Genomic DNA, 13100 nt, shown 5'->3' with positions numbered 1-13100 from the left:
ACCGACCGTCGATGACCTGCGCGAACTCGGCGCCCATGCCGAGCAGTTCCGGAAGATCCGTCCCGGCGGGCCGAAGCAACCAGTCGCAGAGGTCGGCGCCGAGCCCTTCATCCGCCCCGGGTACTGTCCGCTTGTTCGAAACGAGCCCCGAGCCAGGGGCTGCACGCGGGAGGGACGTCATGAGTGGTGCGGAATCGGTCGGCAGTACGTGGAAGCTGAGCGACGAGGAGGGCGGGGCGCTCGCGGGCCGGTGGTGGAAGTGGGCCATGTCCGCCCCTGACGACCTCAGCCCGGTCAAGGACACAACAGGCGAGCACGCCGCGTGGAAGCAGCCGGACGACCTCTGGTTCCTGGCCGGCACCTACGGCGGTCGCGTGGTGCGGCGCTGCGCGATCCCCTCGGACCGGCCGGTCTTCTTCCCGGTGCTCAATATGCAGCACCCCAGGTCGTACTCGAGAATCCCTCAGTCCATGACGGTGGCAGAGGCCACGGCATCGCTGAACGGCATTCCGTTGCCGCTGCAGGAGTTCTCCGCATCGTTCAGGACGGGGCTGACCCAGCGCTACGCGTGGGGCATCTGGGGCGGCATCGCGTCGTTGATTCCCGGACAGTACGTACTGGAGATCAAGGCCAGGGCCACGAACGGCTTCTGGGTCGACACGACCTACCACCTGGAGTCGAAGGCCTCCTGATCCGGACCGCTCTGTGAGTGGCCCGGCGCCGGGCGGGGAGCCGTGGCCGGGCGTTGAGGATTTGGACGTAGGAGTGACGGGCCCTGTAGAGGGCTACCGGCGCCCGCCTCCGTCCCCGTAGCTCTGCGAGAGCTTCACTTCCGCCCAGACCGTCTTGGTGCAGGCGTCGCGGACTGTGCAGCCCCAGCGGTTCGCGTAGGCGTCGATCAGGAGGAGACCGCGGCCCGAGCCGGCGCCGGTGGGGACGGGACCGGGTGGCGGCTGGGGCGGGAGGCGGTCCGGGCGGGTGTCTGTTACCTCGATGCGGACCGCCTGAGGCAGGAGCAGGAGGGTCAGCCTGAAGTCACGGCCGGGTAGGTGGCCGTGGGTGATCGCGTTGGAGGCCAGCTCGGCCGTGATCAGGGCGACGGTCCGGGCCGAGTCGGAGTCGTACGGGATGCCGCACCACTCGGTCAGCTGCTGCACGGCGAGCGTGCGGGCCAGCCGGGCGCCTCGTCCGGTGCTGCTGAGGCGGAGGCTGAACTCCGTGGCGGACGGGCGGGGTTCGGGGGTGATTACCTGGCGCTTCACCCTGCCATCGTGGGCGGGTGGATGTGGCGCTGACCAGGTGTGATGGCCGTACGCGGTAATGGTCGTACGGGGTGGAGTGCGGGTGCCGACCTTGGTTGTACGGGGCTTGTACGGGCGTTGTACGGGTCCGGGGCCGTGTCCCGGGAATGCGTCTTCCTGTTGAACCATGCCCAGTCGCAGTGGGGTGACCGGAAGGGCGTGAGGGCAATGCGGGATACGCGGAGCGGCCGGGTGACGAAGACGAAGGATGACAGCGAACTGCCAGGGGTGTGGGTGGCGTACGGAACGCTCCTCCAGCATCTACGCAGGCGAGCCGAGTTGAGCCAGCAGGCGCTGGGGGCGGCCATCGGCTACTCGTTGGAGCAGGTTGCCTCGGTCGAGCAGGGCCGGCGGCCCGCGAAGGAGGCGTTCACGGTCGCCGCGGAGCGGGTGCTGGCGGCGGGCGGCGTCCTGGAAGTACTCCAGGGTGAGGTGGACCGGGCGAAGCTTCCCCGGTTCTTCCGCAACTTCGCACTCGTCGAGGCGGAGGTACTGAGCCGCTTCTCGTACGACCCGCTGCTCGTGCCGGGCCTGTTGCAGACGGAGGCGTACGCGCGGGTGGTGTTCGCCGGCCACTGTCCGCCGTTCAGCGGGGAAATCGTCGACCAGCACACGGAGGGGCGACTGAGCCGCCAGAAGCTGCTGACGCGGGTTCCGCTGGCGGAGCTGTCGTTCATCGTCGGGGAGGAGGCGTTGCGCAACCCGGTGGGCGGTGTTGAGGTGATGCGGGGGCAGTGGAAACGCCTCTTGGAGGTGGGCACCTTGCGCAATGTGGAGGTGCAGGTGATGCCTACCGGAGTCGGCTTCCATTCCGGTCTCGACGGGCCGTTCGTCCTGGTGGAGACGAAGGATCTCCGGCGGCTGGGATACATCGAGTCCCAGGAGATCGGGTGCATCGTCAGTGATCCGGCAGCCGTCAGCGGCTTCGCGTTGCGGTATGGCAAGCTGCGATCGCAGGCCCTGAACGCCCAGGAGTCTGCGCGGCTCATCGAACAGCTGGTGGGAGAGACATGAGCGTGGAACAGGTAACCGGGAACGTGGACGAGCTGCACTGGTTCAAGAGCAGCTACAGCGGATCGGGCGGCGGCGACTGCGTGGAGGTGGCTGCCAGCCACGGCACGGTCTGCGTACGGGACTCGAAGGTCGCGGTTGGCGGGCCGGTTCTGCGGGTCGGCCGTGGCGAGTGGGCGGCGTTCGTGTCGCACGCGCGGGGATAACGCGAACGAGCATCCGAGCCCGTCGTCATGCGGAAGGCTCAGAAGAGGGCGCCCTCGGCGCCTTCACCGACCGCTACACCATCGGCCTGCTCGCCCGGACCGAGAGCATCGACCGGCTGCGCCAGCTGAACCACCAGACGGACGCCGACGACGTCCACCTCGGCCTGCACAAGAAGCCCGCCGCTGCGTCTTGAGGTCACGATGGACGAGACCGGCGGACGTGGGCGGCCGACAGCCCGGCGCACAGCTGGGCGGCGACGGCCGCAGCCGTGGGCACGTCGAACCGTTCGTCCTCCCGCTGGTCGAAGAGGTACTCCAGGGTCGTTCCGTCGACCAGCTGCATCACCAGACAGCAGATGTCGTCAGTGATCGACGCGTCGTGCACGGTGGTGATGTTGGAATGGTCGAGGCAGGCGGCGGCCTGAGCCTCCCGCTTGAAGCGGGCGAGCGCCTCGTCCCGGCTCCGGGGAACGGCCAGCAGTTCCGACGCAATGGTCTTCACCGCCACGGGCCGCTCCAGATAGAGGTCGCGCCCCCGCCACACCTGCCCCATCACACCCCGCCCGAGCACGGACTCGAGCCGGTACCGGTCACGCGGCACCATTCCCGGTGCGAACGTCTGCGTATCTCCCGCCCTCCACACGATTCACACAGCGATCCCGCAAGTCGAGCCTGTGAACAAAGTCAATGTGCGTAGTAGCCTGCCAGTACTGCGGCCACCGCCGGGATGCCGACCCGCCCAGCCCGCCAAGGACCCCGGAGATCTTCGATGAGTACAACCAACGCTGTACCGGTCAGCCTGGCCGAGATCGCCCGGATCGCCGGGGTGGGACGCGCGGCGGTGAGCAACTGGCGCCGCCGCCACGACTCGTTTCCCTCACGCATCGGGGGTACGGACGTCAGCCCGCAGTTCTCACTGTCCGAGGTCGAGCAGTGGCTGCGCAGCAACGGGAAGCTGACCGACGCCGGCGCCCGCGAGTTCCTCTGGCCGCGGTTCGAGGCACTCGGCAGCAGGGACGAGTCGGGGCTCACCATCGCCGAGGCGGCCCGCCGGATGCGCTCGCCCCGGGCCCGTTCCGCGGCACCGGAACTCTCGGCCGAAGCGAAGAGCCTGGTCGGCGATGCTGCGCGTCTGGGGCGCAACGAAGGGCCACGCCAGACGTTCGAGTTCTTGCTGCAACGGTGGCTGGACACCCATGTGCGACAGCTCAGCACCACGCCGACCCAACTGGCCACGCTGATGGCCCGGATCGCGCTCGACAGCCGGATCGGCGAAGGCGATGGAGGACTCACAGTCTTCGATCCGGCGTGCGGCACGGGGCATCTGGCGGCAGCCGCCGCTCAGGAATACGACGGTCCGGGCCTGGCTCTGCTGGGGTGCGAACGGGATCCGGCCCTGGCCGCCCTCGCGTCCGCGCGCCTCGAATTCGCGACCGAGGGCCGGGACGTCCGCACCGAGATCGCAACCGTCGACGCTCTGCGTGACGACCCGTTCACCGGCCTGCGGGCGGACATCGCGCTGTGCAACCCGCCGTTCAACGAGCGCGACTGGGGCTACGAGGAACTGGCCACCGACCAACGCTGGACGCATGGCCTGCCGCCGCGCACCGAGCCGGAGCTGGCCTGGGTGCAGCACCTGCTGACCCACCTCAGACCTGGCGGCACCGCGGTCATCGTCCTGCCTCCGGCCGTCGCCTCCCGCAAGGCGGGTCGCCGTATCCGGGGGTCCCTGTTGCGCACCGGATTGCTGAGAGCTGTCGTGGCACTGCCGCCGGGGTGCGCGCAGCCGCACAGCGTCTCCCTTCAGCTGTGGCTACTCCGCGCAGCTCCGGAGGGTCCCCACGCCGGCCCGAGCGCTCAGGACGCACTCCTGGTCGACGCGACACGGCTGGGGAAGCCGGGTACACGCGAGCAGGGGCCCGACTGGGATGCACTGACCAGGTTCGTCCGCTCCGCCGTCTCGGAACTCGACAGGCCCGGGGGCGAACTGCCCGAAGGCGCCGTACGGGTCTCCCTGCTGGACCTGCTGGACGACGAGGTGGATCTCACCCCGGGCCGTTACACGGCATCCGGCAGTGAACCGTCCGGGGTCGAACTCGCTGCTTCGTGGGACGAGCTGGCCGGGTCCCTGAATGAACTCGGCGATCTGACGAAGTACCTGTCGAAGATCGGCCTCATGGCGGCGGAGCCGCGGACGACTGCCACGGTGGGAGATCTCGTCAAGGCAGGCGCGCTCACCTTGCTTGCGGGGCAGCAACCTTCGGACACCACGGCGCGGCCGCAAGAAGCCGGTGTTCCGCTGCTCACCGTTGCCGACCTGCTGATGGACGGCACCCCCGGCGGACTGCTGGCTCCGGGCGCCGCCCAGGCCGTGGCAGAAGAGGGCGACGTGGTGGTCGCGGGGGTCGTCCGCGCGTTCAGGGCATGGGTGCATCAAGGACCGCCGATCGCACTGGGGCCTCAGCTGTACGCCCTGCGCGTCACCCCCGAGATGCTGGACGCCGACTTCCTCGCCGGCTGTCTGCGCGCACCGGCCAACGGCCGACAAGCGGGCACCCACGCCTCCAGCTCGTCCCGTGTCGACATCAGGCGGCTCCAGGTGCTCCAACTCCCTGCGGAGGAGCAGGCCATGTACGCAGACGCCTTCCGCCGGCTCGCTGCCTTCGAGGCGCTGCTGGCGAGGGCGGAAAGCCTGGGCAAGGGACTGGTGGCCGACGTGGGCGACCGGCTCGCTGCCGGCGGTCTCGCAACTGCCCTCGGCCGATCGCCGATGCCAGGACGGACGCACGACTGACGGCCTCGCAATCAGAAGCCTCCCCTCCAGCTCATGCCCGGACCCGTTCGTCGGCCGGGCCCGCTTCCGGGCCCGGCCGACGAACGGGCGTCAGCGCGCCCCGGAGACCCGCCCGGTCAGCCGATCTCCGCCCCGAATGCCGCCAGCGCCTCCGGCACCGGCTGGAAGAAAGTCTCGCCGCCCGATGAGCAGTCGCCGCTGCCGCCGGAGGTCAGACCGATCGCCGTGTCGCCCGCGAAGAGCGATCCGCCGCTGTCGCCCGGCTCGGCGCAGACCGTCGTCTGGATGAGCCCGCTCACAATGTCGCCGTTGCCGTAGTTCACCGTGGCATCGAGGCCGGTGACCTCGCCGTCGTGCACCTGGGTGGTGGAACCGCTGCGGGTCACCGTCATGCCGACGGTCGCCTCCCCCGCCTCGGTGATCGGCTGGGTGGAGCCGTTGTAGAGGTCCACCTCGCTCGGGTGGTCCGTGCCGGAGGTGTACTTCACCAGGCCGAAGTCGTTGCCCGGGAAGTCGGAGCCCGCGTTCGTGCCGATCTCCGCGCCGCCCTGCGAGTCGGACCAGCTGCTGATCGCCTCGGTGCAGTGACCGGCGGTCAGGAAGTACGGCTCGCCGTCCTTGACCACGTTGAAGCCGAGCGAGCAACGCCCGCCGTCGCCCCAGATCGCGTCGCCTCCCGCGATGAGCGGCTTGAACTCCCCTGCGGACTTCTTGAGTTCGGCCCTGCCGCCCAGCCCGTCGACGACCGCCCCGAGCCTGTCCCAGGCCTCGCCCTCGACCGTACGGTCGGCGGTGACGATCACCTTGTTGCTGACCGGGTCGACCGACCAGGAGGTGCCGGGGATCGTGGCCTTCGCGGTGAGGGTCTGCCGGGCCGCCTTCAGTTCGGCCGACGTGTTCCGTACGAGTCTGGCCCTGCCGCCCGCCTGCCGCACCCGTTCTGCGGCGCTCTCGTCGACCACGTTCACGACCAGGTTCTTCGCGCCGGCGTCGTAGTACGCGCCGGCCGCGTCGCCGCCCAGGTCGTCACCGAGGGCGGTGGCGAGCTTTCCGGCCGCGTTCGCCGTCAGCGTCCGTACGGTGAACTGCGGTACCTCGTCACTGGCGTTCGCATTCTGGAATGTGATTCCCGCTGCGACCAGGGCGACAACAGCCGAACCGGCCATCACCGCACGCTTCCTGGATATGTGTCGATGCTTCAACGTCGACCTCCTGTGGGGCCGTGCACAGGCAAGTGGGGTGCCTGGGTACGGAGGATGGAGCCGTCCACTATTCCGACTGGGCAGATCGCACACAAGGTCGGTTTCAGGACGCACACACGACCGCACCGTTTCTCCCCCGCCCCGTTCACCTACCTGGAGCCGCACCATGTCGGTTCCGTTTGCGAACACACCGTGCGACCGGCCGGTCGGCAGTGGGTGAGGACTGGGCCTGTCCGGTATTCGCCGTTGATTTACCTCAATTGTCATTCCCCCCAAGGACTTTGATGGGTCATCATCGAATCGGTGGAAAAGTCGGGCACTCTGTGCCCGCACGGAGTGGAGGAGGCGCGGAGTGCGCAGTCGGGTGCTCGCAAAGGACGGGCGGCATCTGATGGTGGAGCGTCTGGGCGACCCGCGGGGGAGACCGGTCTTCCTGCTCCACGGAATGCCCGGGAGCCGGCTCGGTCCGGCACCGCGCGGCATGGTGCTGTACCAGCGCAAGACACAGCTCATCGCCTATGACCGACCGGGCTACGGCGGCTCCGACCGGCTGGCGGGCCGCTGCGTGGCGGACGTCGTGGAGGATGTGCGGGCCATCGCGGACTCGCTCGGACTGGAACGGTTCGCCGTGGTGGGCCGTTCCGGCGGCGCCCCGCATGCCCTGGCCTGCGCCGCACTGATGCCGGACCGGGTCACCCGTACCGCCGCTCTGGTCGGGCTCGCTCCCTGGGGCGCGGACGGACTGGACTGGTTCGACGGGATGGCCGCATCCAATGTGCTGGCGTACACCACGGCGGCGGCCGACCCGGACGGGCTCGCGGAGTCCTTCATCTCCCGGTCGGCAGTGATCAGACAGGATCCGGTCAAGCTCCTCGACGATCTCCGCCGGGAGCTGACCGACTCCGACCGGGTCATCGTCAACGACGTCGGCATCCGTTCCATGCTGCTGCGCAACTACAGTGAGGGGTTGCGCACTTCGGCGTACGGATGGATCGACGACGCGATCGCGCTCTGCACCCCATGGGGCTTCGACCCGGCGGACATCACCGGCTCCGTGATGCTGTGGCACGGCGAGAAGGACGTCTTCTCACCGGTCGGGCACTCCCGCTGGCTGGCCGGCCAGATCCCGGGCGCCACCGCGGTGCTGGAGCCGGCGGCGGCGCACTTCGATGCGCTGTCCGTGCTCCCTGTCGTCCTCAACTGGCTGTTGGAGGAGGAGGCCACCGCCTCCCCCTCGAAGGGCTGACCCAGGCCGGGCCCGCCGTGGGCGGGCCCGGCCGGCTCACACCGCCACCGGTTCCAGCTCGCGCTCGAACCTGCGCTCCTCCCGGGCGATCCGAGTCATCGGGTGATCGTCACCGAGCTGCCGGGACAGCTCCTCGACCGTCTCGGTCCTGATCCGCAGCGCCTCGTCCTTGCGACCCAGCGCGTCGAGAGTGATCGACATGTTCGCCGTCATGGCCACGGTTTCGGGGTGGTGCGCCCCGAGGACGTGCCTGAGCTGTCCGGCCAGCTTCCGTTCGGACTCCAGCACCAGTTCGAGATCGCCTCTTTCGGCCGTCGCATTGGCCAGGTTCATGAGGCAGAACAGGGTGTTGGGGTGCTCAGGCCCGTACACCTCCCGCATCGACGCGAGAACCCGGGTCAGGATCTGCTCCGCCTCGTCCCACGCGCCGACACCCGATTGGTAGATGCCGAGGTTGTTCAGGGCGGCCAGGGTGTACGGGTGCTTCTCCCCCGGCACCTTCATGTACTGCTCGACGACCTCCTGCGCGGTGTTCCTGGCCTCGGTCGCCTCGCCCGCCGCGTACAGGTCGGCCGCCAGATTGAGGTCACAGGCCAGTGACTCGGGGTTGGCGGAGGTGTACTTGGCCCGGTACCTGGCGCGGGTGGCCACCGTGAGCCTGCGGGCATCCTCCAGTCTGCCCGCCCTGCGCAGCGACACCGCGAGGCTCTTTGCCGCGCTGAGCGTGCCGGGGAAGGCCCGGCCGAGTGTGGCCTTGAAACTGTCGTAGGTGCGGCTGAGGATGGAAACGGAGTCCTCGTACCGTCCGACGTCACGCAGATCGCGGGCCAGGTTCATGGCGGAGGACAGGCTGTACGGATGCTCCGCGCCGAGCACCTCGACGCGCCGGTCGAACACGTCCTGGTCGATCTCCCGGGCCTTGGCGTACTGCCCGACGGACCGCAGGATGAACGCCAAGTTGTTGGCCGCCGCCAGCGCCCTCGGGTGCGAGTCGTGGAAGATCTGGCTGAACCCCTCGGTGGCCTCGGTCGCCAGCTCGATCGCCCTGCTGTACTCCCCCAGCGTGCCGAGGTCCGTCGCGAGGCTGCTCGTGCTCATGTACGTGTGCGGGTGCTCCGGGCCCAGCATCTCCCGCTGCCGACTGAGGGTGATCTCGTCGAGCTCCCTCGCCTCCACGTAACGGCCGCGCGAACGGTAGATGTTGGAAAGGTGGAAGCAGAGGTAGAGGTACTGGATGTCACGCTCCCCCAGCGTCTCCTTCCAGATGGCACGCAGTTCCTCGCAGACGGTGGTGGCGGTCCTGAAGTCACCGCGCTTCCACAGATAGCGGACTCGGTCGATCATGAGCCTGCGCGCCTCGGGCTCCTTGCAGTTGCGCGCGTCGGACGGGCCGAGGTGCGGCCAGATGATGGCGAACTGCGGCCAGGTCGACGGGTTGTCGATCGGCTCGTCGTCGTCGGGCCGGGCACCGGCCAGAATGCGGTGCACGACATGCCGGGCGTCCTGCTGCTCCTCCTCACTGAGCTGCGCCCGGATCACGGCCTGGACAAGACGGTGCACCTGAATGGAGTTGGAGACCTGGTCGACCTTGGCCAGGGCGAACCGGCCGATCTCCCGGATGACCCGGCCGAGCACCAACTTCTCCTGGAGCGAGGCGTCGTACGGCTTCAGCGCCTCGATCATCTCCTTGCTGTACAGGAGGTTCCCCGAGATCGGCTCGGGGGCGAAGAAGGCACAGAGCTGCAGGAGCCGCACCGCAGCGGGCGAGCGCTCCTTGAGTCGTTCGATGGAGATGTTCCAGGTCGCGGCGACTGGTTCCGGATAGCCGGCGGGCTGGTTCAGCGCCAGGACCTCGGGGGCCTGTTGGGCCAGCTGCTCCAGATAGGTGTCGATCGGGGTGGCGGTCTCCGCGATCCAGGCCGCGGCCTGTTCGACGGCGAGCGGCAGGTCACCGACGGCGGTGGCCACCTGCGCGGCGTCCTCGTCGCTCAGCCCCGGGGCCCGGCGCTGGAGGTGTTCAATGGACTCCTCCCGCAGGAAGACGTCGACGGGCAGCGCGTCGCCGTGCTGGGACCATGCCTGGTTCCGGGAGGTGACCAGGATGTGGCCGGAGCCGCCCTGCGGGAAGTAACGCCTGAGCCGTTCAGGGTCGTCGGCGTTGTCGAAGACCAGCAGCCAGCGGTCCGACGGCACACCGCGCCGCAGCAGATCCACGGCCTCCTGGGAGGCGGCGGCCATGTCGTCGCCGCCCTGGGCACCGAGCCGGACGGCAAGTTCGGCAAGGCTGGCCACCACGTCGTCGGTCTGCTCGGACGATATCCACCAGACCAGGTCGTAGTCGGCCATGAACCGGTGCACGTACTCAAGAGCGACCTGGGTCTTGCCGACACCGCCGAGTCCGTAGAGGGTCTGCGGTTGCGGCAGCACGACGGCCATGCCACCGCCGAGCTGGTCGCGCATCCGTTCCAGGACCATGGAGCGGCCGGTGAAACCGGGGTTGCGCGGCGGCGCGTTCCAGATCCTGGGGACGGTGCCGGGGAAGCGCGGTCCGGGCGATACACCGTCGGTGAGCTGTACGGGACGGTCCAGGGCGCGCAGCAGGGCGCCGCTGGCGTGCACCTCGTCGAGCCGGAAGAGGTCGACGGGGTTGCGGTCGATGTAGGGCGCGGACAGCCGTACGTCACCGACCCGGAGCGGCAGCAGATGGCGTCGGCCGCCGCCGGGATCCTCCGCGACGGCCCGGTCCCAGAGGTTCACCCCGCGCTGCGACTTGAGGTACGCGCTGGAGAGCAGGACGACGGTACGGGCGGCGGTCTCGGGCTCTCCCTGGAGCGGATCGGGGATGCCGGGCTCGGCGGAGACATCGCGCGGGACGACGCGGAATCCCGCCCGGGTGAGGACCGATTCGATCCAGTCGGCCCACATCCGGTTCTCCGCCACATAGTTGAGGTAGAGATCGGCGGGCAGCGCGGGCCTGCGCCGGGTGAAGGCGTCGCGGATGCGCAGCCGCACCTCTTCCCCCACGGGGGGCATCGAGGTGATCTGCCGGTCGGTGATGACGGCCGTGAGCCGCTCGAAGGCGGAGAGCAGCGAGTTGGTCAGACCTGCCTCGTCGCCGAAGGTGGCCAGCGTCTCCTCGTACGCGTAGTAGGGGCGGTACGGAATCTCCACCGCTCCCCAGTAGGCGGTGAGTTCGTCACTGGACAGGTCCCGGGGCAGCCGGTCGAACTTCAGCCGGGCCAGGGCGCGGCCCGCGTCGGCCTTCTCCTTCTCGCCCTCGTCGATGCGCATCGGGACGGGGAAGATCGAGATGGGCCGGCCGGTGTAGCGCTCGGAGATCTGCCGGGCGACGGATGCCGCGCCGTCGATGGACTGGTCGCTGAGGGTGAAGCAGTCGACGAGCAGGTCGGGAAGGTGGACAGTGCAGATGTCGGCGATGTCGCTGAGACCGGTCCGGCTGTCGATGAGGACGTAGTCGTAGTTGGCCTTCATGTCGTCGCGCAGGGCGTCGAAGAAGTGCCCGCCGCCGAGCCGGTCGTAGAAGTTGTCCCAGTCGAAGGTGGAGACGGTCGCGGAGTATTCGCGGTTCTGGCGCCCGGCGGAAACGAAGTCGAGGGTGCCCCCCTGCGGGAACTCCCAGCCGAGCGCCTCCGGGGCGAGGGAGACGGCGTGCGGCTGGATGCGGGCGTAGTCGCGGTGCCAGTCGTCGGCACGCTGCACCGGGCTGGTCGCGGCCCAGGCGTACTCGGTGATCAGGTCGATGACGCCGGTGGTGGCGCCGAGTGTCGACGGGTCGAGGAAGGGGTGGAAGAACCGGTGGAGTCCGGGCGCCTCCAGGTCCCAGTCGACGGCCAGTACCCGTTTGCCGTTGGCAGCCAGGATCCAGGCGGTGTTGGCCAGGGCCATCGTGCGCCCGGTACCGCCTTTGTACGAGTAGAAAGTGACGATGCGTCCGTCACGCCCGGCCGTCATACGTCCTCCGCATCCGTCGCAGGGTCGTGCATGTCCGGTATGAACTGTGTGTTGCCCATGGGCCCCATCAGTCGCGTTCGTTCAGTGTGACCGCCGCCCGTCGCCGGCGGATAGACCGCCGCGTGGCGCAGATACTGCTGGGCCGCCGCCTCCACCACCTGGGGCAGCACCTGTCCGAAGGCATCCATGCTGGGCACTCCCCTTGCCGCGGCGCGGCAATACGCGCGCCCCTGTCGGATCTTGGACGGCATGGTCTGTTCGAGCTTCTCGGTCAGTTCCGCCTCGGCGGCTCGGCTCTGGGGGTCCTCGCGGTTCCAGGGCACCACCATGGTCACCCACGGGCGGTTCTCGGCGTCGAAGGCCGCGAGTCTGCGGCGTCGGTCCTCGTCCATCAGCGCCCAGCGGTCGACGACCAGGATTTCCGGCCTGTTCGGTGGCCCCTTGCTCTCCGCGTGGCCGGACTCCTCGTCGAAGGAGGTGACGGTGGCCTGGTAGTTGAGGGAGCGCACCAGGTCCTCGGCGACATAGGCCAGGGGCCGTGCGGAGGCCGGGTGGTAGGGGTTCCAGTCATGCGGATTGTCGCCGTAGTAGTCGGCGTTGCGTCCCTCGGGCAGGTCGTGCCGGGTGGGAGCCGCGATGGTCACCTTCATCGGGCGAGGCGCACCGGCACCGCTGCTCTGCGAGCCGAAGGCGCTGGGGGCCAGTCGGTAGTCGACGGGGCGGCCCACTTCGATCCGGGCGGTGGCCGCGACGCTGACGATGCGTTTGGCGAGTTCGTAGACGGCCCGTTCGTACTCCTGGGCGAAGAGCCTGAGTTTGATCAGTCCGTAGAGCCCGTCGCTGACGTAACGGTCCCCGAAATCACGGTGATTGAACTGCAGCCGCTCCGCCGGCCCGGGCAGCTGGTTCGGTGGAACCGGCACCCAGAGCGCGGGCACGATCGCTTCGGCTGGCTGATTGCTGCGGGCGCGGTGGGCGATGGCGCGCTGTTCGAAAGCGTGCCACTCCTTTCCGCACATCTCGCTGGCGAAGTAGCGCGGCGAGAAGAGCGGAACGAACACCCGGCAGGTGGCCAGCACGCTGCCGAGCCGTTCCGACCACCCCTCGCCGGACCGTATCTCCCGGTCCATGAACCCGGCGGAGGCACCCGCCGGGAGGTCGGTCATGGCCATTACATGGCCGCAGAGATCCTGAAACAGCCGCTCGACCCACATATCCGGGTCCGTTCCACCGCCGTACCCCGGTGTATGCGCATAGCTCAAGAAGAAGTACGGCCGATGGTCCGCCGCTCGCGGTTGCGTTGATGCGTGCACACGACCCCCGTCCTGTGTGAGCACTCGCATCCGAGGAGTGTGGGAAGAATGCGAG

11 protein-coding genes are annotated in these 13100 nt (G+C 69.0%); 5 read left to right on the top strand and 6 right to left on the bottom strand.

The genetic code is table 11. The features are described 5' to 3' along the window. The first annotated feature begins 179 nt into the window (after window positions 1-179). Window positions 180-692: a hypothetical protein gene (locus OG395_RS39425; protein WP_327247192.1), complete on the top strand. Its 513-nt coding sequence runs from the start codon at window positions 180-182 to the stop codon at window positions 690-692. A gap of 93 nt (window positions 693-785) precedes the next feature. Here the strand turns inward: OG395_RS39425 and OG395_RS39420 are convergent, their stop codons facing one another. Further along, on the bottom strand, window positions 786-1262 hold the full coding sequence (locus tag OG395_RS39420) for an ATP-binding protein (protein WP_327247191.1): 477 nt from the start codon (window positions 1260-1262) through the stop codon (window positions 786-788). 207 nt (window positions 1263-1469) lie between these two features. Here OG395_RS39420 and OG395_RS39415 point away from each other — a divergent pair, with 207 nt between their 5' ends. Together OG395_RS39415 and OG395_RS39410 are read left to right on the top strand one after the other, a co-directional pair. After that, the gene (locus OG395_RS39415) at window positions 1470-2315 is read left to right on the top strand and encodes a helix-turn-helix domain-containing protein (RefSeq protein ID WP_327247190.1); all 846 of its coding nucleotides are present in this window, start codon (window positions 1470-1472) and stop codon (window positions 2313-2315) included. Then, complete coding sequence (locus OG395_RS39410) at window positions 2312-2518, top strand: DUF397 domain-containing protein (RefSeq protein ID WP_327247189.1); 207 nt, start codon at window positions 2312-2314, stop codon at window positions 2516-2518. The genes OG395_RS39415 and OG395_RS39410 overlap by 4 nt, the downstream gene beginning before the upstream one ends. Window positions 2519-2556: 38 nt before the next feature. Here the strand turns inward: OG395_RS39410 and OG395_RS39405 are convergent, their stop codons facing one another. Beyond that, window positions 2557-2718 (bottom strand): hypothetical protein, encoded by a 162-nt coding sequence (locus tag OG395_RS39405; protein ID WP_327247188.1) that lies wholly within the window; start codon window positions 2716-2718, stop codon window positions 2557-2559. After that, window positions 2715-3122 carry a protein kinase domain-containing protein gene (locus tag OG395_RS39400; RefSeq protein ID WP_327247187.1) on the bottom strand — a complete coding sequence of 136 codons (408 nt, stop codon included), beginning with the start codon at window positions 3120-3122 and terminating at the stop codon, window positions 2715-2717. The genes OG395_RS39405 and OG395_RS39400 overlap by 4 nt, the downstream gene beginning before the upstream one ends. 165 nt (window positions 3123-3287) lie before the next feature. Here OG395_RS39400 and OG395_RS39395 point away from each other — a divergent pair, with 165 nt between their 5' ends. Beyond that, the gene (locus OG395_RS39395; RefSeq protein WP_327247186.1) at window positions 3288-5312 is read left to right on the top strand and encodes an N-6 DNA methylase; all 2025 of its coding nucleotides are present in this window, start codon (window positions 3288-3290) and stop codon (window positions 5310-5312) included. Between the two features lie 116 nt (window positions 5313-5428). Here OG395_RS39395 and OG395_RS39390 read toward each other — a convergent pair whose 3' ends face one another. Beyond that, on the bottom strand, window positions 5429-6514 hold the full coding sequence (locus OG395_RS39390) for a S1 family peptidase (RefSeq protein WP_327247185.1): 1086 nt from the start codon (window positions 6512-6514) through the stop codon (window positions 5429-5431). Between the two features lie 352 nt (window positions 6515-6866). Here OG395_RS39390 and OG395_RS39385 point away from each other — a divergent pair, with 352 nt between their 5' ends. After that, window positions 6867-7760: an alpha/beta fold hydrolase gene (locus OG395_RS39385; protein ID WP_327247184.1), complete on the top strand. Its 894-nt coding sequence runs from the start codon at window positions 6867-6869 to the stop codon at window positions 7758-7760. A gap of 36 nt (window positions 7761-7796) precedes the next feature. On the opposite strand, the gene fxsT is transcribed toward OG395_RS39385, so the two are convergent. Together fxsT and fsxC are read right to left on the bottom strand one after the other, a co-directional pair. Further along, window positions 7797-11732: an FxSxx-COOH system tetratricopeptide repeat protein gene (fxsT, locus tag OG395_RS39380; protein WP_327247183.1), complete on the bottom strand. Its 3936-nt coding sequence runs from the start codon at window positions 11730-11732 to the stop codon at window positions 7797-7799. Next, complete coding sequence (fsxC, locus tag OG395_RS39375) at window positions 11729-13075, bottom strand: FxsC protein (protein ID WP_266987346.1); 1347 nt, start codon at window positions 13073-13075, stop codon at window positions 11729-11731. Before fsxC ends, fxsT begins: the two co-directional genes overlap by 4 nt. Window positions 13076-13100: the final 25 nt, after the last annotated feature.

Source organism: Streptomyces sp. NBC_01320 (assembly GCF_035974375.1).
Classification (GTDB): domain Bacteria; phylum Actinomycetota; class Actinomycetes; order Streptomycetales; family Streptomycetaceae; genus Streptomyces; species Streptomyces yanii.
This window is presented reverse-complemented; position numbering and strand designations above follow the sequence as displayed.

What these genes read in the sequence shown, in the direction of transcription:
- OG395_RS39400 (WP_327247187.1), bottom strand. Translation starts at nt 3,122, where the DNA reads ATGGTGCCGCGTGACCGGTACCGGCTCGAGTCCGTGCTCGGGCGGGGT.
- OG395_RS39425 (WP_327247192.1), top strand. Translation starts at nt 180, where the DNA reads ATGAGTGGTGCGGAATCGGTCGGCAGTACGTGGAAGCTGAGCGACGAG.
- fsxC (WP_266987346.1), bottom strand. Translation starts at nt 13,075, where the DNA reads ATGCGAGTGCTCACACAGGACGGGGGTCGTGTGCACGCATCAACGCAA.
- OG395_RS39395 (WP_327247186.1), top strand. Translation starts at nt 3,288, where the DNA reads ATGAGTACAACCAACGCTGTACCGGTCAGCCTGGCCGAGATCGCCCGG.
- fxsT (WP_327247183.1), bottom strand. Translation starts at nt 11,732, where the DNA reads ATGACGGCCGGGCGTGACGGACGCATCGTCACTTTCTACTCGTACAAA.
- OG395_RS39415 (WP_327247190.1), top strand. Translation starts at nt 1,470, where the DNA reads ATGCGGGATACGCGGAGCGGCCGGGTGACGAAGACGAAGGATGACAGC.
- OG395_RS39410 (WP_327247189.1), top strand. Translation starts at nt 2,312, where the DNA reads ATGAGCGTGGAACAGGTAACCGGGAACGTGGACGAGCTGCACTGGTTC.